This window comes from Hymenobacter coalescens, from assembly GCF_054783195.1.
Window position 1 is genome coordinate 329863 of sequence record NZ_BAAGRA010000016.1, and the last position, 22580, is coordinate 352442.

The following is a 22580-nucleotide window of genomic DNA, read 5'->3' on the forward strand; positions in this document are numbered from 1 at the left end:
TGCGGCCGTTACTGCTTTCGTACCTGCCGGGCGGTGGATCCGCCCGGCCAACCCGGCTGGTGCTACCGCACCCGCACCACGCCGGCTCCGTTGTAGCTGTGGTACTCGGCGTTGTACATGGCGTCGGCACTCACCGGGCCGAGCTTGAACGTGCCCTTCGACACGGCGCGGGCCAGGTAGTAGAAGTGCTTGGGCTGGGTGGTGGCGGTGGTGAAGAGGTTGATTCGGTCGTCGCGCACGTCCAGGTAGTCGGGCGTAGCCGCGTCGGTGGCCCAGGTCAGGTCGCGCACCGCCCCGATGCGCGGGTTTTCGATTTCCAAGCCGGCCGGCAGCAGATCGGTAATGGCCACGTTGGGCACCTCGCCGGCCGCGTCGGCGGCCTGCAGGGTGATTTTGACCACCACCAAATCGTTCTGGCGGAACTCGGCCCGGCCGAGCGGCGCGCCGGTTCGGTCCAAGAACTGCCGGCGCACCTGCAGGTACTGATCCTCCTGGCGCACCTGCCCGGTGGGCGAAATGCCTTCCAGCGTCCAGGCGTAGTACAGGCTGCCCGTGCCCTGCGTCTGCAGGCGCAGGCGACGACCCGCCACGTTGTTTACCGAGAGGTCCTGCGGGCCTTTGTACTGGCCCAGCACTTGGCCGCCGGCTTCGGCCAGGGTGGCCGTCACGGTACTGTTGCGGTTTTGCTTGGCCACTTTGCCCAGGGCCAGCAGCGCAAAGGCGCGCTCTTGGGTGCTTAGCCAGCCGGCCTGCTTCACCTGTCGCGAGAGTTGCCGGGCCATCTGCGCCACCAGCGGGTTGTTCGGGTCGGCTTCGATGAGGGTGTTCAGGGCCAGGCCCAGGTCGCGCACCGGGGAGTAGAACGAGCCGTCGAGGGCGCGGCGGGCGGCGGGCTCGGAGAAGGAGCGCGGCAGCAGGTCGCGGAAGCCCTTGGTCTGGCCCGATAAGGCGCTGGTGCTGGCCAGCACGAACTTCGAGTCCTGGGCGAGCAGGCGCTGGTTGGCGCGGTAGTAGTTCAGGGCCACCGGGTCGGGCTTGCCGGCCAGGGCAAGCACGTAGAGCGAGTAGGCAATTTCCTTTTTGGCAATGGTCTTCTGCCGGGCGATGTTGTTCACGTCCATGAACTGGTACTCCTCGGTTTCGCGCTTGCGGATGCGGTACTGCAGGTAGCGCATCACCTTGTCCAGAATGCCCTGGTTGACGGCGAAACCGGCGCGCTTGGCCTCGAAGAGGAAGTGCGCGGCGTAGGCCGTGGCCCACCAGTTGTCGTAGTCGCCGCCGGGCCAGTAGCTGAGGGCGCCGTTGTAGAGCTGCATGCTCTCAATCTTGCGGATGGCCTCCTGCACGTGGTAGTTGGGGTTGTAGCGCTGGGCTTTCTTGGTCTGGCCCAGCGTGGCGGCCAGGTCGGGGTAATACAGCTGCGGGAAAGCCGCCGACACGGTTTGCTCCAGGCAGCCGTAGGGGTACTGCAGCAGGTAGCGCAAATCCTTGCTGAACTCTGTCATGGGCGAGCGGCTCAGCACCAGCTGGCTGCGCTGCGAAGTCGGCAGGAAATCGGTGCGCAAATCCAGCGCCTGGGTCTTACCGCCCGCCACCGTGCCGCCGCCGGTGCGCATCTGCAGGGGCGAAGCCGGGCGGATGGGTATTTCGATGGTTTCGGTGAAGGTTTCCTTGCCCACCTTGATTCCAGCCAACACCTTCCCGGTGCCAATGGATTTTGCCACAATTCGTCCTCTCACTACGGTTTCTGCATTTGGTTTTAGGCTCAGTGAAGGGATAAGAGCCCTAGCCCCAGCGTAAGAGTGCGGCGTCGGAACGTCAGGATTCAATGAAGCAAGGGGGCCTTTGCTGATTTGTCTGGTCAGTTCGTAATCCAAAGAGAAGTTTTCATTTACGCCTGTCGCTACAAAGCCAGCCAAGCCGATAATTTCCCTATTGGTTGTATTTGTCAAGGTAATCCTAACGTCAATCGTGTCGCCAGGGCTCATGAAGCGGGGCAGGGCGGTGCTGATGACCACCGGGTCGGCCACGCGCATGGTGTGGTCGGCCGAGCCGAACGCGTCGCCGGTGTAGGCCACGGCCATCAGGCGCAGGGCGCCGCTGAACTGCGGCACGCGCACGCGCACCTGCACCCGGCCGTTGTCGTCGGCCCGCTTGAGGCCGCTCCAGCGGGCCACCAGCTGGACCCGGCGCGAGGGCACGGGCGTGGTGCGGCGCGCGAGGTCGTAGCCGTCGCCGCCCGAGGAGCTGGTGCCCAGCTCGGGCAGCAGGAAGGGGTACACGTCGTGGGCCGAGACTTCCAGGGCGCGCTTCTGGTAGAAGTAGCCGAAGGGGTCGGGGGTCTGGTAGTTTTTCAGCTGCAGAATGCCCTCGTCCACCACGGCCAGGGTAACGGCCGCGCCGGGCTTGGTTTGCACCTCCACTGTCTGCCAGGTCTGGGAGCGGCTCTGGGCCGGGGCCTTGATGGCAACGGGCAAATGCGTGCCGGGCTTTTCCACCGTCAGCGGCACGAAGCCCCGGGCCACCGTCAGCGGCACCTTGCTGTCCGCCGAAATGGGCCGGATGGCGGTGGCCGTCACGTACACGTTGGGCACGTGGGCGGCGGTGATGGGCACCGTCACGCGGGCCGATTTCTCGTCGGTATCCACGTAGAAGTGCTCGAACACGCGGTTGCGCTCCACCGTCACCAGCACGCGGCCGGGGAAGGGCGTCTTGAGCAGCAAGGTGGCTTTGTCGCCGGGCTGGTACTTGGCCTTGTCGGCTTCGATTTCCACCTGCCCCTCGTTGCTCACCTCGAAGGCGTTGCTCTGCGTGTCGCCGTAGCCGTAGGCGTAAAAGCGGCTGGCCACGTAGGTGGCGGCGCCGGGCCGGGCCACGCGCACCTCGTACTCGCCCGAGTAAGTGGGCGTAAACGTCAGCTCGCCGGTGGGGGCGGCCTGCACGGTTTTGGTCAGCAGCGTTTCCTGCCGCCGCTGCGACTGGTACACGTAGCGGCCGCCCTGGCGCTCCAGCACGGTTTCCCAGAGCAGGCGCACCACGCGCACCTCGGCGGCCTGCCGGGCGGGCTTGCCCTCGGGCGTGAGGGCCACCACGCGGATGGTGGCGGGCTGCCGGGTGCTCAGCAGCTCGGGCAGGCGCTGCACGCCGTAGAGCACCGGCTGGGTGCGCACCTCGAAAGTGGCCAGCCGGTTGACGGGCCGGCCGGTTTCGTCGAACACCGTGGCGAAGGCCGTGCCCTCCAGCGTGCCCAGGTCGCGGTAATCGGGCACTTCGTAGGCGGCGGTGCCGCGGCCCTGCTCGTCGGTGCGGGTTTCGCGCACGGCCTTCTCAAACCGCTCGTTCAGCGACGACTCGCTGCCCTCCTCGCCGTAGGAGCCGCGGCGCTCGGTGCCGCTTTCCAGGCTGAATGCGTAGCCGGCGTAGTCTTTCGGGGCGAAGGGCTTCTGCTTGAGCGAAAACTCCACTTCCACTTTGCGGTCGGTGGCCGGCGGGCCGAAGAGGTTCTGCGCCAGCACCGTGGCCTGCACCGTCTGCCCCGGCCGTACCACTTTCGGCGCGGCCGTCACGCTCACCTTCAGGCGGTCGGGAATGAATTCCTCCACGCTGATTTTCTGCGACGTGAGCAGCACGTCGTTGCCCGTCAGCACTTCCAGCGTGTAGAGGCCGGTCATGATGGCCGGGGGTAATACAAACTGCGCCTCGAACGAGCCGTCCTGCTTGCTCAGCGTGCGGCGGTAGCTGGCGTACTCCTTGCCGGTGGGCAGCAGCAGCCGGATTTTCATGGGCACCGCGCCGGGCAGGCGCCAGTCGTCGGTGCGCACCACGGTGTTGGTGCGCACGGTGTCGCCGGGGCGGTACAGGTCCCGGTCGCCGTAGAGGAAGGCCTGGAAGCGGGCCGCGTTGCTTTGCAGGCCGCCCACGTCGTAGCGCGAGGTTTCCACGCGGCTGCGCTCCAGGTCGAGGAAGGTGAAGTCCTGGCCGCTCTGCACCATCACCGCGCCCAGGCGGAAGCGCCGGGCCAGCAGGGTGTCGCCCACGGCGCCCATCTGGGCCACGCCGCGGGCGTTGGTGGCGCCCTGAAACATGGTCTGGTTGTTCAGGCTGATGAAGCGCACCGCGGCCCCGCCCACGGGCTTGGCCGTGCGCAGCGAATTCACGAACACCGTGGCGCCCTGCGGCCCCTGCTTCACCACCACGCCCAGGTCCGAGACCATCACCAGCTTGGAAACCTGCAGCCAGGTGCGCTCGGGGTCCTGCACGCGCACCACGTACAGGCCCTTGAGCTGGTTGCCGAACTCCAGGTCCTGCAGCGAGAGGTGCAGCAGGCGCAGCGCGCCCTGCTTGGGCAGGCCGGCGGTGGTGTAGGTGCGCTCGGTGAGCAGGCTGCCGTAATCGGCCGTGTTGTAATAGTTGTAGCTGCGGTCCACGTATTCGCCGCCCTCTTCGTAGTCGCCGCCGTCCTCGCTGCCTTCGTCGTAGCCGTACTGCTGGCCGGAGCACAGCAGCTCGCGGATGTTGTTGGCGTACACCTTGTAGATGCTCACCCGCACCTTTTCCACCTCGTTGATGCGCAGCCCGAGGTTGCGCAGGCCGGCCGCGCCGAGGTACATGGCCTTGTCGCCGTGGGCGAAGCTCAGGCTGGGCCGCTCGTCGCTGAAGGATACGGCCTGGCTGAACGCGCGCTGCAGCTCGCCGCCAAACTGCCCGCGCAGGCCGCTTTGCACGCTCACCGTGTAGGTTTTGCCTTCCTCGAAGCCGCCGCGCAGCTGCAGCCCGTTTTCCAGGCTTTCCACGGTGTAGGCCACCGTGGGCTGCACCGTAATCAGCGGCTGCACGGCCGCCGCGTCCACGGGCTGATTCAGCAGCAGGTTCACCACCGGCTCGCCGTCCACCACGGTGCCCGTCAGCTCGCGCACCTGCAGGTCCTGCGGGTCGGGCACGGTGACGGCGGCCGAGAGCTTGCGGGCGTTGGCCTGGCCCGCCGCGTCGCCGTTCTGCACCTCGGCCGGGGCTTCGGCGCCCACCGGCAGCAAGCCCGGCAGCACATCAATCTGCACGGCGCTGCCCGCGGCCACCGGCTGCGTGGGCAGCACGCCCAGCGTGCGGTCCGCTTCTTTCGACACCACCTCGAAGGGCAGCACCTGCCCGTTGGCCGACAGGCGCAGGTGGCTGCGCAGCTCGTCGGGGCGCACGGGGTAGTTGAACACCACGTTCAGGCGCACCTGGGGCGCGCCACTCGTTTCGCCGGCGGTCCAGAACACCTGCGGCGTGCCCAGGTCGAGGTAGGGCGTGTGGAAGCGGGTCCGCTTCAGCTCGGGCGTTTTGGTTTGGGTGGCGGGCAGGGCCTTTTTGCGCCATTCGGCCTTGAAGGCCGTGCTGGGCCGGAAGGGCTCGGCCGGCGCAAACACCAGCTCCCGCTCCGAGGTCCACATAAACCGCCCGCGCACGGACGGCTCAAACTGCAGGTACTGCGTGGTGTCCCAGCGGCTGAGCTGGGCGGGCGCGGCCACCGGCTCATCAAAACTGAAGACCAGGTTTTCGTACGGGTCGATTTCCTCGCCGTCGGGGCTGGCGGCCGCGTCGTCGGCGCCGTTTTTCGAGCACGCGCATAGCATAGCCAGCAGCACCAGCAGCGGCAGGCGGAGCAGTCGGGGGGTAGGCATAACGGGGATAGGGGAGGGGTGGCGGCGGCCGGAAAGGTAGAGAAAAACCGGGCTGAACAAGTGCGGCTGGTTAGGCCACCGCAAGGTAATTTCGGCGTTATGAAAGAGGTATCAATTTCAACACCGGTTCGTTTTACGCTCCAGGCTGACGCGGCTGAGCTTCTGAGCGCCGTGGAAGCTTGGGTAGAAATGCTGGCCCGGGAAGAGTACGAAAAGGCCTATGCGTTTACCGAGCACAGCCTGGAATACGAGGATACTCCTGAGCGATGGACCCCTGAATTGATACGGGAGTTGATTTACGGGTATGGGCTGATCGAAGAGCGAAAAGAGCAGGCTGAGGGTTATCGGGTTACGCCAATAGCAACAGCACAATTTCGGGCAGGCGATGCTAGCCGTTACCAGGAGATAACGGCGGAAGAAGAGCCCTACGACCATCCCCACCGAACAGGAGTTATCATCGTGGGTGAAATCTGGTACGCGCTGCCGCTGAACGGCTTTTGGAGTGATTTGACGGCTGCGTTTGACGTGCTTCGCTACCCTGATTACCTCACCCTGGAGCTGCGCGAAATCCACGTGTTCTGAAATCGCCGCTGCAATTCTTCGTGACTTGGCAGGCTCTCGTTTCCAGGGCCGCCTTTTCAACAGCCCCGCACCGGGCTGGGTACGTCGCAATTACTGGGCAACTGCTGCCCCTTGGGCTTGCTTGCCCGGCGTTTCGGTGTTATTTTAGAAGTCCCATGCGCGGCCCAACTCGTTGGCGGCCCGCTACGTTTCGTTAGCTTAGATCAGCCAGCCTCCGGTCATGAAACAGCCTTTACGCTTCTTGCAGGGAATGCTCCTGGCCGGCGTGCTGCCGGTGGGAGCCTGGGGCCAGAGCCAGCGGCCGGTGATGATGCAGGAGTTTGCCCAGAGCACCGTGGTGCTCACCAGCGGCGACACCCTGCGCGGCTCCCTGGCGCTGCACCAGGAGGCCGATCTGCTGCTGATAACGATGCCCGACAACACCGTGCGCACCGTGCCGGCGCTGGCCGTGCGCACCTTTGCCGTACGCCACGAAATCATGCGCTTCGACCGCCTGCCCGCAAGCGTGTACGGCAACCCGGCGGCGGCTCCGCAGCGCCTGCGCCGCCGCTGGCGCGATGTGCAGCGCGCCCGGCCGTTTCTGGTGTACCCCTGGAACCACGACCGGGACTACAACGCGGCGGCCGCTCCGGCCTTTTTTGAACGGCTCAATGGCGGCCCGGTAATCCTGCTGCGCCGCCAGCAGCTGGTGCAGCGGGCCCTGCCCATCGCCGACCAGTACACCGGCGGTGCCATGGGCTACGCGCCCCGCTACCAGAGCATGTCGTTGTCTTATACCGATGTGCGCGAACTGCTGTACCTAGCCACGCCGCAAGGCCAGATTGTGGCGCTGCGCAAGCCCAAGCGTGACCTGCTGGCGTACTTTCCGGCCGAAGCCGAACTGATCGAGCAGTACGCCCGGGACCACCGCCTGCAGTACACCGACAGCTTCCACATGGCCCGGCTCGTGGATTACGCCAACTCCCTGCAGCAGCAACTAGCCAAGGTGCAGTAGCGGCAGTAGCCGCGCCGGCGGGCTGATTCGGGAAAAACCAGGTGCAACTGATGCGGCTGGGGAAGTCGGTTTTATGCCACCAGCCGGATGAGCAGCGCGGGGGTGGCCGCAGGTAAGCGCTTATCGTATAGCTTAGCCTGCCCATCAGCCTCCTCCCGCATGCGCGCCGACCAGGACCGCCTTTACGCCGACGTTAAGTTTCTGACCGAGCTGCAGCCGGCCCGCCACTACCGCAACCTGACCTCGCTCAACCAGGCCGCCGACTACATCCGCGCCGGGTTTGAGCAGGCCGGCCTGCCGGTGCAGGAGCAGCCCTTCAAAGCCGACGGCCGGCAGTACCGCAACGTGATGACCTTTTTCGGGCCGCCCGATGCCGAGCGCGTGGTGGTGGGCGCGCACTACGATGTGTGCGGCGAGCAGCCCGGCGCCGATGACAACGCCTCGGCCGTGGCCGGCCTGCTCGAAACGGCCCGGCTGCTGCAGGCCCTGCAGCCCACACTGAAGCGTTGCGTGGAGCTGGTGGCCTACCCCAACGAAGAGCCGCCCTACTTCGCCAGCGAGTACATGGGCAGCGCCATCCACGCCAAGGCCCTGCACCAAGCCGGAGTGCCGGTGCACGCCATGATCTGCTACGAGATGATCGGCTATTTCCGCGACGAGCCCGGCTCGCAGCGCTTCCCCAACGAGGAGCTGGCCAAGCACTACCCCAGCACCGGCAACTTCATCACGGTGGTGGGCTGCACCGGGCAGGAGGCCTTTGCCGAGCGCGTACAGCGCCTGATGCAAACCGCTGCCGACGTGGACGTGCAGCGCATCAACCTGCCCGCCAAAGCGGGCCTCGCGGGCCTCTCGGACCAGCGCAACTACTGGCACTACGGCCACCGCGCGGTGATGCTCAACGACACGTCGTTTCTGCGCAACCCCCATTACCACCTGCCCTCCGATACCATCGACACCCTGGACTTTCGGCGGATGGCGGAGGTGGTAAATGGGGCCGTGGCGGCCATCGTGGGCCTGGCAACGGAGTAGGGCCATGCTGTCGTCCCAGCACGAGGTATTTTTGGAGGTGGCGCGGCGGCTGAGCTTCACCAAGGCCGGCCAGAGCCTGTTTCTGAGCCAGTCGGCGGTGAGCAAGCAAGTGAAGGCGCTGGAGGAATACTACAAAGTCGGGCTATTCGAGCGGCTCGGCAACGCGGTGGCCCTCACGCCCGCCGGCCAGCTGCTGTACCGCAAGCTGCTGCAGGTCCAGCAGCTGCAAACCGAGCTGCGGCAGGAAATGGCTGCCCTGAGCCCGCGCTTCACGCCCGGCATCCACATGGTCATCGGGGCCAGCACCACCGTGTCGCTGTACGTGCTGCCGCCTGTGCTGTCGGCTTACCTGGGGCAGAACCCGCACACCCAACTCACGCTCAAAAACCGCAATAGCGAGAACATCCTGAAGGCCCTGCTGGAGCACGAAATCGACTTGGGCGTCATCGAGGGCATTCACCGCGTCAGCCACGTCACCTACACCCCGCTGCTCACCGACGACGTGGTGGCCGTGTGCTCGGCGCGCAACCCGCTGCGCCACCGCGTGCTGCACGTGGCCGACCTCTACGACGTGCCCCTGGCCCTGCGCGAAGCCGGTTCGGGCACCTTGGCCGTGCTGGAGCAGGCCCTGCTGGCGCAGCGCGTGCGCCTGGCCGACTTGCGAGTGCAGGTGCGCCTGGGCGGTACCGAGGCGCTGAAGAACTTCGTGCGCGTCGACGACCACGTGCTGGCTTTTCTGCCCCGGCAGGCCGTGGCCCGGGCCCTGGCCGCCGGCGAGCTGGCCGAGGTGGCCGTGCGCGACCTGCACCTGACGCGACACTTCGAGTTTATCCAGCGCCGGGGTACGGAGCAACTCACACCCTTCCGGGAGTTTATGCAGTTTGCCCTGCGCTACTATTCCAATCTGGAATAGACTATGCCGAATTACCATTTGCTCCGGGCATAACCCAGGGCCTACTTGCCGGCGTTTGGGGAAGTGGACTTCCGCCGTATGGATGCCGCCCAGTACACCCCGGCCCGCTATGCTCATTGACGTTGACACCCCCAGCTGCCTAAGTACCCTGGTGTGCAGCCGCTGCCACGCCCCGCACGACGCCTTCCGTCCCCAAACTGTTTCCACGTGCTGCGCGGTGCCGCTGCTCGCGCGCTACCAGCAAAGTGAAAAACTGCCCCAAAGCGTGCTGCTGACGCGTGCGGCCACCATGTGGCGCTACCGCGAAATGTTGCCCCTGCTCGACGAAGCTAACCAGGTAAGCCTGGGCGAGGGCATGACGCCGCTGCTCACCCTGGGCCGGCTGGGCGCCCGGTACGGGCTGCGCTCCTTGCTGCTCAAGGACGAAGGCCAGAACCCCACCGGCTCGTTTAAGGCGCGGGGCCTGGGCATGGCCGTGTCGAAAGCCAAGGAGCTGGGCGCGCAGGGCTGCATCATCCCGACGGCTGGCAACGCGGGCGTGGCCATGGCCGCTTACTGCGCCAAAGCCGGCCTGCCCGCTACCGTGGTCATGCCGCGCCACACGCCGCAGGCCTTCAAGGAGGAATGCTACTGGTACGGGGCCGACGTGCAGCTCGTCGACGGGCTGATCAACGACTGCGCCGCCCGCGTGCGCGCCCTGAACGCCGACGGCCACCTGCTGGACGTCTCGACGCTGAAGGAGCCCTACCGGCTGGAGGGCAAGAAAACCATGGGCTACGAGCTGGCCGAGCAGCTCAGCTGGCAGCTGCCCGACGTCATTCTGTACCCGGCCGGGGGCGGCACCGGCCTCATCGGCATCTGGAAGGCCCTGCGCGAAATGCAGGACCTCGGCTGGCTGCCCGCCGACGCCAAGCTGCCGCGCATGGTGGCCGTGCAGGCCGAAAACTGCTGCCCGCTGGTGGAAACGCTGGCCGGCCGCCAGCCCAACTGCCACGACTACCAGGGCCGGGCCACCATTGCCAACGGGCTGGCCGTGCCGCGCCCCCTGGGCGAGGCCCTGATGCTGCAGGTGCTGGCCGAGTCGGGGGGCACCGCCCTGAGCATCAGCGACGACGACATGGTGGAAGGGATGCGCGAGCTGGCCCGCCTGGAAGGCCTGTTTGTGGCCCCCGAAGGCGCCGCCGTGTGGATGGCCGCCCGGCAGCTGCTGGCCACGGGCTGGCTGCAACCCCACGAGCAACTGTTGCTGCTCAACACCGGCTCGGCCCAGAAATACCTGGAAAACGTGCTCGGCCGCTATGCCGGGTAAGCGCCTCCAGCGGCCCGAAAACGCCCTGCGGGGCCCGAACGAAGCGACCAGACTGCTTCGTTCGGGCCCCGCAGGGCGTTTTTGTCAGGTATTCAGGCAATCAGGTGCTGCGGATGGCAAACAGCCAGATGTAGGCCAGCCACCCAAACCCGAAAGCCTTAAAGAGCAGGTCGCCCCACTCGTGGCCGAGGCCGGTGAGCAAGGCGGCCGCTACGCCCACCAGGGCCAGCGCGCTGCCGTACCACATGGACTGGCGGCGCCGCGCGGGCAGCACTTCGCGCTGCAGGCCCACCAGCGGGAACAGCAGGGCCAGGCCCACTAGCCCCAGCACCTGCAGTGCCTCGGTGTGGGTGTACACGCCGGCGCCGAGCAGGGCCAGCCCGCCCAGCAGCGTAGCCAGGAAATGGTTGGAGTCGCGCGTATCGGTCGGGCTGAGGGCGTGGCGGCCGTGGCGGTTCAGGCGCAGCAGGGAGTTGAAGATGGGCTCGGCAAACCAGCTCATGAACACCAGCACCAAGTACAGCGGCAGCAGCACTGGCACGAAGCGGGAAAGCAGGTACAGGCCGAAAAACATGCCCATCCGCGTGCTGCTGCTCAGCGTCTGCGTCCAGACTACGTAACGGTAAAACCAGTTGTAGAGCCAGTAACGGGCTTTCAGCGACGCCACGAGGCCTTCGCGGGCGTACTCCATGGTCGGGCTCAGCCGGAGCGCCTCCTGAAAATGCCCGGTCGCGTCTTTGGCCCGGCCGCGCTCCAGCGCCACCCAGCCCAGGTCGGCGTAGGTGCCCGCGTCGGTCGGGCTTTGGCGCAGGGCCTCGTCAAAGTTGGCCTCGGCCTCGTCGCGGCGGCCCAGGCGGGAAAGGCAGCGCGCCCGCAGGCCCAGGCAGTCCACGTTGGCGGGGTCGGCGGCCAGGCCTGCCTCGGCGGCGCGCAGGGCGGCCTGCAGCTGCCCCTGCTGAAACCGAATCAGCCCGAGCACGTGGTGGTAAATGGCTTCCTCCGGGTCGAGGGCCAGGGCTTCCTCGATGGCTTCCAGCGCTTCGGGCAGGCGGTGCTGGCGGCGGTGCGTTTCGCTGAGCAGGTGGTAGGCAAAGCTGTACTCGGGCTCGGCGGCAATGGCGCGCTGGGCCGCCTCCTGGGCCTCGGGCAGGCGGTCCTGCTCCAGCAGCGCCAGGGCCAGCAGCGCCTGCACGTAACCGTTTTCGGGGTCGTCGGTGAGCAGGCGGCGGGCCTCCTGCTCGGCGTCGTGGGGGCGCTTGTGCTGCAGCAGCAGGTGGAGGCGGGAGGTATCCAAGTAAGCGGGCATAAACAAAAGGCAGGGGACGGTGGCGCTGCCCGGTGGCAAGTTCCGAAATCTGGCGCCTTTAGTCGGCGGATTTATCGGTGAAACGTTCCGCAATGATTCCTACTACCAAGCCCAGGCCCAACAGCCGGTAGCCCCAGGTGTCGTTGAAGGGCAGGCAGATCAGTCCGCCCAGCAGCGAGCTTAAGGTCAGCACCCAGATCCACGTGCCCCGCTGCGTACCCGCCGTTTTCTTCAGCCAGCGCCTCCGTTTGGACGACTGGAGTAGGTGCCGCACCTGCGGATCGAGGCGCCAGCGCAGGTACACCCCCAGGTGCAGCAGCAACAGCGGTACGCAAAGATAGGCCACCACCACGCTGCCGGCCAGCACCGCCACCCATGCCAGCACGTTGCCGCGTCGGCCGCGCTCGTACAGGCGCTGCATGTGCTCGTAGCCCGCGTCGAGCCACCGCCACAGCCGGAATCGGCCCTTCAGGGCTTGCGCCAGGTCGCGCTTGGCCCCCGGCCAATCCGGTTGCAGGCGTAGAGCTTCCGCGAGGTGCTGCCGGGCGGCCGCGTAATCTTTGCGGCGCAGGGCTGCCTGCCCCGCCGCCTGCTGCGCCAGGTGGTGCTGGGGCTCCAGCCGCAGCCACTGCCGGGCCGTTTGTTCGGCCTCGGCGTAGCGTTCCAGGCCCACCAGGGCCGCGTGCCGAAAGCGCCAGGCATCGGTGGCCGTAGGATTAAGGGCCAGTGCCTCCGCCAGCGCGTCCAGGGCTTCGCCGTACCGTTGCTGGGCGTAGTACAGCATGCCTTGGGCGGTCTGGTAGTTGGCCGCGAGCGGGTCGAGGCGCCGGGCTTCGGTCAGGCTGACGGCGGCCAGCCCCAACCGGCCTTCAGCCAAGGCAACCAGCCCGAGCAAGTAGTGGGCGTAGCTGTATTCCGGGTTCAGCGCCACGGCCGTGGCGGCCGCTTCGCGGGCGGCGGGCCATTGATCCTGCTGGTAATGGGCCCACGCGAGCATGCCGTGTAGCCAGACCGACTGCGGGTGTTGCTGCAGCAGCCGCCGAAGCGCCTGCTCGGCTAGCTCCGGACGACGGAGGCCAAACAGGGCCCGCAGGCGTTGGCGGTCGGCAGAGCTGATATCCGCACTCATGGCTTGGGGGTGCTTCGCGCCGCGTCGTTGCCTTCGAATCGGCCGTGCGCATAGGCTGCGGAGCCTTAGGGCCCGACGCGCCGGCTCAAGGTTATTTCTTGATGCCCAGGTACACTAGGATGTCGTCGTAGGTGCCGCCCTCGTTGGAATAAAGCGCGTAGTTCTTGGCCGTGGCAAACCACTCCTTGGTGCTGGGCCGCACCTGCTTGGCGGCGGCCGTCAGGTCGCTCTGCTGCACGGGCAGGGGCCGCCCGGCGCGCATCGACTCGCGCAGGCGCGTTTCCACGGCCGTGTCCACCACGGCCTTGAGGTCGGCGCCGGAGAAACCGGCCGTCTGGCTGGCCACGGCTTTTAGGCTCACCTTGTCTTCCACAGGCTTGCCTTGCAGCATCACTTCCAGAATGGAGGTGCGGGCCGGCTCGTCGGGCGGCGTCACCAGCACGATGCGGTCGAAGCGTCCGGGGCGCCGGAAGGCCGGGTCGAGGTGCCAGGGGGCGTTGGTAGCGGCCAGGATGAGCACGCCGTCGTTGGAGTGCCGGGCGCCGTCCAGCTCCTCCAGAAACTGGTTGATGAGGGTACGGCCCGCGCTCTGGCGCAGGTCGTGGCGGTTGGCGGCCAGCGCGTCCACTTCGTCGAAAAACAGCACGCACGGGGCCTGCATGCGGGCCAGCTCAAACAGGTCGTGCAGCTTCTTCTCGCTCTGGCCCATCCACATGTCCAGAATGTCGCTGATGCCGACGTGGATAAACGACGCCTTTACTTCTCCGGCCGTGGCCCGTGCGAGGTGCGTTTTGCCGCAGCCGGGCGGGCCGTAGAGCAGCAGCCCGCCGCCGGCAGCCTTGCCGTAGGCCTTGTAGAGGTCGGCGTACTGCAGCGGGTGAATGATTTTGATGCGGATTTCCTCCTTCACGGCCTCCATGCCGCCCACGGCGCTGAAGTCGATGGTGGGCTTTTCGAGCCCCGCGAACAGGGCGCGTTCGTCCAGGCCCAGCGGCGAGACGCTGGCCGTGTACTCCGCGGGGCCGCCGCCCCCGGCGGGCTGCGCGGCCGGGCGCAGACCCAGCTGCTCGTCCAGCTCCGCGTCGCGCAGACCAGCGTCGAGTTGTAGGGCCTGCTGGTAGGCCTGGCGGGCTTCGTCGGGCGGACCGCCGGCGCGGGCCAGCAGGCGCGCGTGCAGCAAGTGGGCGCGGGCGTGTTCCGGCTCGGTGTGCAGCAGCTCTTCCAGTACCACCAGCGCCGCCGACGTTTTGCTCAGGGCCGCGTAGGTTTCGGCCAGCCCGAGCTGCAGATCAGCGTCGGAAGGCGCTTGGCGCAGCCCCAGGCGGTAATGTTCCTCCGCCTCGGGCAGGCGGCCCAGCTGCCGCAGCAGCGCGGCCACGTGCCGGCGCAGGGGAAGATTATCGGGCGAAAAAGCCAGTGCGTCGAGCAAGGGCTGCAGGTCGGCGGGATTGGGTAGGGTCGACATCGAACGAAAAAACGTGTTCTACCCGCAAGCTACGCGTTTCAGGGCGTTTGCAGCCGCCCAAGCGGCCTCCATACTCAGCGCAGCCGACTTGCTAGCGTCCGTACATAAGTTGTGGGTGTTTTGAGAACGGGGGCTTGTTTTAGCAGGGAGGTAAAGATGAAAACGAAGTATAATTTCAATTTCATTCATATTTTTACAAGGGGGTACTACTGAAAAATTGTATTGATTTGTAAATTAGCCCCTGAAAAATCAAGGCTGTATGGCTTCCTCTAATCCTTCCCGTTTGTCGGTAGCCCGTATCGCGCTGGGTGGTCTGCTGCTGGCGGCACTCGTGGCCGCCGCTACCCCCACCGAGCACCCGGCCGCCGCGCCCGGCTCGCTCAATGCGGCCGATATAGCCTGGATGCTCACGGCCACGGCGATGGTGCTGATCATGACGCCGGGCCTCTCGTTTTTCTACGGCGGCATGGTGCGCCCCAAAAACGTCATCAGCACCATGCTGCAAAGCTTCGTCGCGCTGGGCGTCATTTCGCTGGTGTTTTACTTCGTGGGCTTTTCGCTGGCCTACGGCGACTCCTGGCACGGCCTCATCGGCGACCCGCGCACGTTCCTGATGCTGCGCGGCGTGGGCACGGCCCCGCACCCGCTGCTGTCGCCTACTATTCCGTTCATCCTCTACTTCGCCTTTCAGCTGAAGTTTGCCATCATCACGCCGGCCCTGATAACGGGCTCCTTTGCCGAGCGCGTGCGTTTTAAGGGCTACCTGGCGTTCATGGTGCTCTTCTGCCTCTTCATCTACTGCCCGCTGGCGCATTGGACGTGGCACCCCGAAGGCTTTCTGCGTCAGTGGGGCGTGCTGGACTTCGCGGGCGGTACGGTAGTGCACATCTCGGCCGGCATTGCCGCGCTGGCCGGCGCCCTGGTGCTGGGCCCGCGCACCACGCACCAGCGCAAGGCGGTTTTCTCGACGCCCAACGTGCCCTATGTGATGCTGGGCACCGGCCTGCTGTGGTTCGGCTGGTTTGGCTTCAATGCCGGCTCGGCGCTGGGGGCCAATGAGCTGGCCGTTACGGCTTTTGTCAACACCAACCTGGCCTCGGCGGCGGCGCTGTTTGCCTGGCTGCTGGTTGAAATCGTGCGCGGCGGCAAGCCCACGGCCGTGGGGGCCTGCGTGGGGGCGGTGGTAGGGCTGGTGGCCATTACGCCGGCCGCCGGCTACGTCAGCTACGGGCAGAGCATTTTGTTCGGGGTGGTGTCGGCGCTGATCAGCCACGCAGCCGTGCACTGGCAAAACTCGCGTACCAGCATCGACGACACGCTCGACGTGTTTCCCTGCCACGGCCTGGGCGGCATCGTGGGCATGCTCCTCACCGGTGTGTTTGCCGACAAGGTCGGGCTGATTCACGGCACGGTCACGGTGTTCGGCAACCATGTGCTGGGGCTGCTGATTGTGGTGGGGTACTCCTTCGCGGGGGCCTGGGTGCTGCTCAAGGTCACCGGTCGGTTCTTCGCCCTGCGCGTAAAGCCCGCCGACGAGGACCTGGGCCTCGACCTGAGCCAGCATGAAGAATCCACGTACCACATCGACGAAGAATTTGAGCGCACCTACCGCAAGGAGCTTACGCCCGCGCCGGTGCACTAGCCAAGCTGACTTCGCGCCGTCAGTCGCCGTCCGGGGCTGACTGTTCACCCACGGCGCGGACCAGGGGGGAGGTTCAGTGAAGTGGAAGAAAAGCCGCCAGAGGGGAAACTGGCGGCTTTTCGTTTTTGGGCGGGTCCGCCGTCCGGGCTTGGGGCGTGTCGCGCCGGGGCCTATCTTTCAGGCTAGATGACGATATCCTCCGAGTGGTTGGTCGCCCTTTCCAAGCAGCTAAACGTGTGGAGCGTCGTCGCGGCGCTGCTGCCGGCCGCAGTGGGCCTGGTGAACCGGCGCCGCCTGACGCCAGCGCAGCATTGCCTGTGGGCGTGCGCGCTGCTGGGCTCCCTGCTGTTCGGCGGGCTGTGCGAATACGGGCGCATCGTGTGGCACAACAACCTGCTGTTTCTGCGGAGCCAGGTGTGGCTGGAAGCCGTGCTGCTCGGCGGCGCCTACTACCACACGTTCACCGGCCGGCGGCGCCGGGCAGTGCCCTGGCTGCTCGGGGCCTTCACCCTGGGCGGCCTCGTCGAAACGGTATGGTTCATGGACTGGCGCGTCGGCAACGGCCCGTACCTGCACGCGGGACAGGCCGTGCTGCTGGTTGGGCTGGTCGTGGCCTACTTCGAGCAGGTGCTCAGCGACCCGCCGCGGGAGCCGCTGACGCAGGCGCCGATGTTTGTGGCCAGCGTGGGCGTGGTGGTGTATTACGCCGGCACCGTGTTCGTGTACGTGCTGGAAACGCTGCTGCGTCACGACACCGACCTGATTCGGATAATCTTCATCCTGGAATACACCCTGCGCATCGTGGCACTCAACGGCGGCCTGGCTTTCGCCCTGGGGCTTAGCGGTCGACCGGCTGTACGGGCCGTACGTGCTCGATAACCGTCGGCGCGTTCGGGTCGTCTTGGTCGAGCTTGCTCAGGTAGAACGCGGCCAGAAAGCCCAGTACCGTAATCAACCCGGTGAAGTTGTGGGCCACGTCGAAGGCTTCGGGAATCATCGTGTCGGCAATCATGGCCAGCACCGCCCCGGCGGCCACGGCGGTGGTAGCCGCCACCACGTTGGCCGAAAACTGGCTGAACACCGCGTAGCCCAGCCACGCCGACAGGCCCGATACCAGCGCGATGCCGCCCCAGAGCAGCAGCACGTAGCGGGCCGAGCGGCCGGCCTTCTTCATGCCGGCGGCGCTGCTCAGGCCCTCGGGCAGGTTGGAGAGAAAAATGGCCGCCACGGCCACGGTGCTCACTGCGCCGCCGGCCAGCATGCTCAGCCCAATGACGATGCTTTCGGGAATGCCGTCGAGCAGCGCGCCCACGGCTAAGGCCATGCCGTTGTCGTCGCCCGCGGCATTGCCCTCGGTGGTGCCAGCCTGCACTTGCTGCCGCTCCTGGGCCTGGTGGTGGCCGGAGCGCTTGCGGTGCTTGGCGCCGTAGCGGGCCAGCAGCCAGTTGGCCAGGGTGTAGGCGCCGGCGCCGCCTACAAAACCAAGGCCGGTGGCGTTAAACCCACCGCGGGCGTAGGCGTCCTCCATCAGCTCCAGCGAGAGGGTGGAAATCAGCACACCGCTGCCAAAAGCCATGATGGCCGCAATCAGCCGCTGCGGCACGTGCACAAAGTAGCCGACCGCTGCCCCTAGCAGCAGCGCCGAGCCCGAAACCAGACCCCAGAAACCGGCCAGTAGCCAAGTGGGAAATACCATGTGCATAGTGCGTGAAGCCTCGTAGCGGCAAGGCCACGGCCCGTACCGATTGGTTTCCCGGTTCTACGTAGCCGCCGCTACTTCCGATGAGCCGCCAGGGCCGCGCGCAGCTCCGCGTCGGTCAGGCCCGGCACGTCAACCTTCTTGAAAGGGGCCGTGTGGCCGCTAAGCAGCGTCAGGCTGCTGCGGGGCACGGCCAGCACCTCGGCCAGAAAGCGCAGCAGGCAGTCGTTGGCCTTGCCGTCTTGGGCTGGCGCGTGCAGGCGCACCGTCAGGCTGCCGTCGGGTGCCTGCAGCAGTTCGTTTTGGCGGGCGTTGGGTTTGGCCCTGAGGTGCAGCGTGGCCATGGCGTGAAATAGTGAAGTGGTGAGTTGACGTGCAGCCAGCGTGCAAAATTCCGCAAAAGGCACAACTAACGCTGGCATTTCCCATAGGCCTTTCACCAACTCACCAACTCACCGCTACGCGGGCGAGTTGTACGCGTCGTACACGTTCCACGCCCAGAGGGCGAGCGGCACGACCACTGTCCACCAGAGCAGAAAGCCCACCACGCCGCTCATCACCCAGATAAACACAGCTTTGAGGATCTGGCCTTTGATGAGCTGGCCGAGGCCGGGAATGATGGCCGACAGCAGGGCCGGCACGCCGTAAGTAGGTTTCATGGCTGGGGGATGATGGCGAAAAATGGATGCGCTGCTACTGCGGTGCCGGGGCGGGGGCTGTACTGCGCAGCTGCTGGCCGGTAGGGCACACATCCAGCAGTACGCAGCGGCCGCAGGCCGGGCTCCGAAAGTAACAGCATTTCTGCCCGTGAAACATCAGCGCCTCGTGGTGGTCGTACACCTGCTGGGCGTCCCAGCCGGGCGGCAGCAGCGCTTCGAGCAGGGCGTGGGAAGCTTCCGTGCCCACCTTCGGGCCAATCAGCCCCAGGCGCTGGGCCACGCGGTGGTGGTGGCTGTCGACGGGCATGGCCGGGCGGCGCAGGGTGCTGAACAGCAGGGTGGCGGCGCTGGTTTTGGGGCCCACGCCGGGCAGTGTCTCCAGCCAGGCCCGGGCGTCGGGCACGGGCAGCTCGGTCAACTGTTGGCTGAACTGCGGCAGGTCCAGCTGCCCGCCCAGGCGCTCCGTCAGCTCGCGCAGAATGGCCTGCATGCGCGGTGCCTTCTGCTCGGGCCAGGTGCAGGGGTGAATGGCCGCTTCCACCGCCGCGGTAGGCGCGTCGCGCACCGCTGCCCAGGTGGGAAATGCGGCCGTGAGCTGCTGGTAGGCCTGGTGCGAGTCGGCGTTGCGGGTGCGGTGGGAAAGGATGGCGCTGACCAGCTCGCTCAGCGGGTCTTTCACGCTGAAAAACCGGAACGGCGCCCCGTAAAGAGCGCACAGCCGCTCGTGGGCCAGCAGGGCCAAGGCCTGGCGGGCCCCAAACTCAGCGGGCGCAGCGGGTGCGGAAGTAGGGGAGGTGGACACAATACCGGCAAACGCAGCGGCGCGGGCGGCGGTTGGGGCAGACGTAAAAAAGCCGGTACCCGTGGCGGGTACCGGCTTAGCCAAGGCGAATCAAAAAAGCTCCGGGTTAACGGGCCGCCGCGTTGCCGTAGTTGTACAGCTGCACGGCCTGCTTAAGCTTCTTGGACTGCGAGCCGCTCAGCAGGGTGGGTACCAGCAGCACCGGCACCGACACGAATACCAGCGGCGAAATGCGGTTGGCCCCGCTGAACGTGTTCAGCATGCCAGCCAACATCATGCCGCCGCCCACCACGTAGCCGGCCGTGCTGAAGCGACGCAGACGTGCCACGTCGCGCAGCAGCTCGGCGCTGCCGGCGTTGTCGGAAAGCGCTACGCTCAGGTTGCGGAAGCTCATGTCCTGAATCGGGCCGCCGTCTTTGCTGAAGTATTCCGTCTTCACTGTGCGGTAGCCGCCGTAGGGGTAGCCGCCGTAGGGCCCGCCGAAGCCGTAGGGGCTGCCGAAGCGCCCGTAGCCGAAGCCGGGGCCGTAGCCCCAGGGCCCGCCAAAAGCGCCCGGCGCGTACTGCTGCGAAGTGATGGAGTAGGTGCTGATGCGGCCGGTCTTATCGCGGCGCAGCGTGGCCTGCCGGCGCGAGCCGGGCAGCGCCGTGCGGATGTAGTGGCCGGTCTCGTCCTGGTAGAACTTGATCTGGTCCAGCTCAAAGCGCTGCTGGCCGTTGACCAGCAGGTAGGAGCGGCCGATGGCCGGCTGGCGCATCTCCACGTCGTCGGCCGCGTACACGGCGCCGTTGATCAGGCCGATGCGGTAACGCGGCTGGGGCGCCTGCGGGACCGGGGCGGCCTGCGCGGGCGCGGTGCGCGCCACGGTGTCGGGCGCGGCGGGGGGCGTGTTGAGTTGGGTAGGAGTGTCTTGCGCGGCGGCGGGGGCCAAGAGTGCCCCGCTCAGTCCGAAAGCAAGCAACAGCGGACGGATAGTCATGGTAGAGAAGGCGTAAGCGGAACAATCGGGTACCGAAGAAAACGCGCAGAAGCAGGGCGGCAGCATGCCCCACGCCGACAAAAGAACAACGGCAAGGGACAATTTCCAGCGTGCTGGTACTGAAGCCAGAAACGACGGCCACCCGGTAAGACGTTCCGCCGTCCGCCGGGCTTTTTACGGCGCTTGGGCGACGTGCGGCTTACCACGCCCGAAATCTTCCGCGCCCACCGCGGGCGCTGCTACAAAACAGGCCCGGTGCCGTGGCGGGCTCAAGCTAGCAAAAACCCTTCCACGTGCTACTGCATAAAAAAACCGACAGCACGGGCAGGCCGGCTGTCGGTTTGGGAAAGGGCGCTGGGCCGGGCTAATTTTCCGGCTTGAGCAAGGTTTCCAGCAGGTTCATGCTGTGCACCATGTCGCGCGTGTTTTCAAAGTCGATGGGCTTCACGATGTAGCCCTGCACATCGAGGTTGTCGGCCTGCAAACGGTCAATGTCCATCTCGGAGGTGGTGGTGATGTACACCGGCAGGTGGCGCAGGTCGGGTTGGGTGCGCAGCTCGGTCAGGAATTCGTGCCCGTTCATCTTGGGCATGTTCAGGTCGAGCAGAATGACCTCGGGCAGGGGCCGAATGGGCTCGGCGCCGTTGCGACCCAGCAGCAGATCCAAGGCTTCGAGGCCGTTGAAAGCCGTGTACAGCTTGTGGGGAACGTTGAATTTCTCAAACGACTTCTGCACGGTCATCGTGTCGAAAAAGTCGTCTTCTACCAGCAAAACCGAACGCATAGCATCATCCATAGGCAAGCCCAAAGGTACGCACAAACGGGGCGGCAGTTGCCGGGCGGCCCTACGCCACCGGCGTTTTTATTTCCGATTTCGGCCAGGTGAAAACGAACGTGGCCCCTTGGCCGGCGGCCGATTCCACGCGGATGCGGCCGCGCTGTTCGTCGATGATTTTTTTCACGATGCTCAGTCCGATGCCGGTGCTTTCGGCCGTGTGCCGGTCGCGCAGGGTCTGAAACATCAGGAAGATTTTCTCGTGGTACTCCGGCGCGATGCCCGGCCCGTCGTCTTGCACCCGAAACTCATACTCCTTCTTCAGCTCCCGGCAGCCGACGGTGATGATGCCCAGGCCCGTGTGGTGGTACTTCACGGCGTTGCTCAGCAGGTTGGTGAACACCTGCTGCAGGCTCAGGCGGTCGGTGACCAGGGTGGGCAGGGCCTCTGGCAGGCGCAGCTCGAAGGTGGGCGGCACCACCAGGTCGGCCACGTCGTGCACGAGGCGCTCGACGTTGACTTCCTCGAGCTTCTGCTGGGTGCGCCCCACGCGGGCGTAGGCCAGCAGGCCGTTGATGAGGTCTTCCAGGCGAGTGAGGCGGCCCTTCATCAGCCCGAAATACTCGCGCATCTTGGGCGAGAGTTCGTGGCCCAGCTCGTCCTCGATCCACTTCACCACGGTGCTCACGCCGCGCAGCGGGGCCTTCAGGTCGTGGGAGGCCACGTAGGCAAACTGGTCCAGCTCGCGGTTGCGCTTTTCCAGGGCCCCAAAGGTGTCGTCCAGGGTCTGGGTCATGCGGTTGAGCGAGGTGGCCAGGTTGCCCAGCGAGTCGCTTTCCTTGTCCTTGATCTTGACTTTGTAGTCGCCCTGCACCACCTGTTCGGCCAGGTGCTCGATGATGCCGATGCGCTGGGCCACGCTGGCGTTGGTGGCGGCCAGCTCGGCCCGCAGCCGGTCGTTGGCACTGATTTCGACGCCCACGCGCCAAAACAGCCACAGCGTGACGACCACGGCCACCGTCGCCGAGAGCAGAATCACGGCCGGCGTGAGGCTTTCGTAGGTGTCCTGCTCGTCGCTGCGCTCGGAGAGCAGGCCCAGCTCGGCCGTGCGCATGCTGCTCAGCAGCCGCTCGATGGCCCGCATGCTCTGGCGGTCCGTGTCGAGGGCCGTTTGAATGGCCGAGCGGGACAGCGCCGCGTTGGGGCGCGTCAGCTCGGCAAACAGGCGCAGCTCGGCGTTGAGCATGGCCTCCAGCGTGTCGAGGCGCATGAGCTGGGGCGGGTTGTCCTGTACCAGCCACTTGGCCTCGTCGAAGCGTTCCTTGACCTGGGTGCGGGTGCGGGTGTAGGTGTCCAGGTAAGTGGAATCGGTGGTGAGCAGAAAGCCGCGCACGCCGGAGCGGGCGTCTTTCAGGCGCAGCTCCACGTCCTTGAGCTGCTGCATCACCTGGTAGCTGTGCTCCACCGAGAGGGTGCGCAGGCGCAGCTGCCGGATGCTCACGAACGAGGCCACGGCCGTCAGCAGCAGCACGCCCGCCGCAATGGCGAAGCCGATGTACAGTTTGGTTTGGGTCTGAATGGCCATCAAAGAAGGAATGCCGGGCCGGCCCGCCCCGGGCCGGCGGCCGCGAAGA

General features: G+C 66.3%; 18 protein-coding genes. 7 read left to right on the forward strand and 11 right to left on the reverse strand.

The features are described from left to right. Positions 1 to 62 precede the first annotated feature (62 nt). The gene (locus ACYVKQ_RS12840) at positions 63 to 5663 is read right to left on the reverse strand and encodes an alpha-2-macroglobulin family protein (protein WP_460675741.1); all 5601 of its coding nucleotides are present in this window, start codon (positions 5661 to 5663) and stop codon (positions 63 to 65) included. Positions 5664 to 5762: 99 nt separating this feature from the next. On the opposite strand from ACYVKQ_RS12840, the gene ACYVKQ_RS12845 reads away from it, so the two are divergent. The 5 genes from ACYVKQ_RS12845 (at position 5763) to ACYVKQ_RS12865 (ending at position 10490) form a co-directional block, all read left to right on the forward strand. Then, positions 5763 to 6245 carry a hypothetical protein gene (locus tag ACYVKQ_RS12845; RefSeq protein WP_460675742.1) on the forward strand — a complete coding sequence of 161 codons (483 nt, stop codon included), beginning with the start codon at positions 5763 to 5765 and terminating at the stop codon, positions 6243 to 6245. Between the two features lie 220 nt (positions 6246 to 6465). Next, positions 6466 to 7239: a hypothetical protein gene (locus ACYVKQ_RS12850; RefSeq protein WP_460675743.1), complete on the forward strand. Its 774-nt coding sequence runs from the start codon at positions 6466 to 6468 to the stop codon at positions 7237 to 7239. Positions 7240 to 7398: 159 nt separating this feature from the next. Further along, entirely contained in the window at positions 7399 to 8268 is an 870-nt protein-coding gene (locus ACYVKQ_RS12855; protein ID WP_460675744.1) for a M28 family peptidase, read from the forward strand. 4 nt (positions 8269 to 8272) lie between these two features. After that, positions 8273 to 9181, forward strand: coding sequence for a LysR family transcriptional regulator (locus ACYVKQ_RS12860; RefSeq protein ID WP_460675745.1), 909 nt, complete (start codon positions 8273 to 8275; stop codon positions 9179 to 9181). Between the two features lie 109 nt (positions 9182 to 9290). Continuing rightward, complete coding sequence (locus ACYVKQ_RS12865) at positions 9291 to 10490, forward strand: threonine synthase (protein ID WP_460675746.1); 1200 nt, start codon at positions 9291 to 9293, stop codon at positions 10488 to 10490. A 100-nt stretch (positions 10491 to 10590) separates the two neighbouring features. Here ACYVKQ_RS12865 and ACYVKQ_RS12870 read toward each other — a convergent pair whose 3' ends face one another. From ACYVKQ_RS12870 to ACYVKQ_RS12880, 3 genes are all read right to left on the reverse strand, one after another. After that, positions 10591 to 11796 carry a tetratricopeptide repeat protein gene (locus tag ACYVKQ_RS12870; RefSeq protein WP_460675747.1) on the reverse strand — a complete coding sequence of 402 codons (1206 nt, stop codon included), beginning with the start codon at positions 11794 to 11796 and terminating at the stop codon, positions 10591 to 10593. Positions 11797 to 11854: 58 nt separating this feature from the next. Further along, on the reverse strand, positions 11855 to 12925 hold the full coding sequence (locus ACYVKQ_RS12875; protein ID WP_460675748.1) for a tetratricopeptide repeat protein: 1071 nt from the start codon (positions 12923 to 12925) through the stop codon (positions 11855 to 11857). Between the two features lie 91 nt (positions 12926 to 13016). Then, entirely contained in the window at positions 13017 to 14390 is a 1374-nt protein-coding gene (locus tag ACYVKQ_RS12880; protein WP_460675749.1) for an ATP-binding protein, read from the reverse strand. 283 nt (positions 14391 to 14673) lie between these two features. Between ACYVKQ_RS12880 and ACYVKQ_RS12885 the strand changes: the two genes are divergently transcribed. Then, a complete protein-coding gene (locus ACYVKQ_RS12885; protein ID WP_460675750.1) occupies positions 14674 to 16032 on the forward strand; it encodes an ammonium transporter in 1359 nt (452 codons plus the stop codon). Between the two features lie 186 nt (positions 16033 to 16218). Continuing rightward, entirely contained in the window at positions 16219 to 16911 is a 693-nt protein-coding gene (locus ACYVKQ_RS12890; RefSeq protein WP_460675751.1) for a hypothetical protein, read from the forward strand. On the opposite strand, the gene ACYVKQ_RS12895 is transcribed toward ACYVKQ_RS12890, so the two are convergent. The 7 genes from ACYVKQ_RS12895 to ACYVKQ_RS12925 form a co-directional block, all read right to left on the reverse strand. After that, a complete protein-coding gene (locus tag ACYVKQ_RS12895; protein WP_460675752.1) occupies positions 16871 to 17728 on the reverse strand; it encodes a ZIP family metal transporter in 858 nt (285 codons plus the stop codon). The two genes, ACYVKQ_RS12890 and ACYVKQ_RS12895, sit on opposite strands and share 41 nt — an antisense overlap. 77 nt (positions 17729 to 17805) lie before the next feature. Next, positions 17806 to 18075, reverse strand: coding sequence for a DUF167 domain-containing protein (locus tag ACYVKQ_RS12900; RefSeq protein ID WP_460675753.1), 270 nt, complete (start codon positions 18073 to 18075; stop codon positions 17806 to 17808). A gap of 114 nt (positions 18076 to 18189) precedes the next feature. Further along, entirely contained in the window at positions 18190 to 18390 is a 201-nt protein-coding gene (locus ACYVKQ_RS12905) for a hypothetical protein (protein ID WP_460675754.1), read from the reverse strand. A gap of 34 nt (positions 18391 to 18424) precedes the next feature. Further along, the gene (locus ACYVKQ_RS12910; protein WP_460675755.1) at positions 18425 to 19192 is read right to left on the reverse strand and encodes an endonuclease III domain-containing protein; all 768 of its coding nucleotides are present in this window, start codon (positions 19190 to 19192) and stop codon (positions 18425 to 18427) included. A 106-nt stretch (positions 19193 to 19298) separates the two neighbouring features. Then, a complete protein-coding gene (locus ACYVKQ_RS12915) occupies positions 19299 to 20171 on the reverse strand; it encodes a hypothetical protein (RefSeq protein ID WP_460675756.1) in 873 nt (290 codons plus the stop codon). 364 nt (positions 20172 to 20535) lie between these two features. Continuing rightward, on the reverse strand, positions 20536 to 20955 hold the full coding sequence (locus ACYVKQ_RS12920; RefSeq protein WP_460675757.1) for a response regulator: 420 nt from the start codon (positions 20953 to 20955) through the stop codon (positions 20536 to 20538). Positions 20956 to 21016: 61 nt separating this feature from the next. Further along, positions 21017 to 22531 carry a sensor histidine kinase gene (locus tag ACYVKQ_RS12925; protein ID WP_460675758.1) on the reverse strand — a complete coding sequence of 505 codons (1515 nt, stop codon included), beginning with the start codon at positions 22529 to 22531 and terminating at the stop codon, positions 21017 to 21019. Between the last annotated feature and the right edge of the window lie 49 nt (positions 22532 to 22580).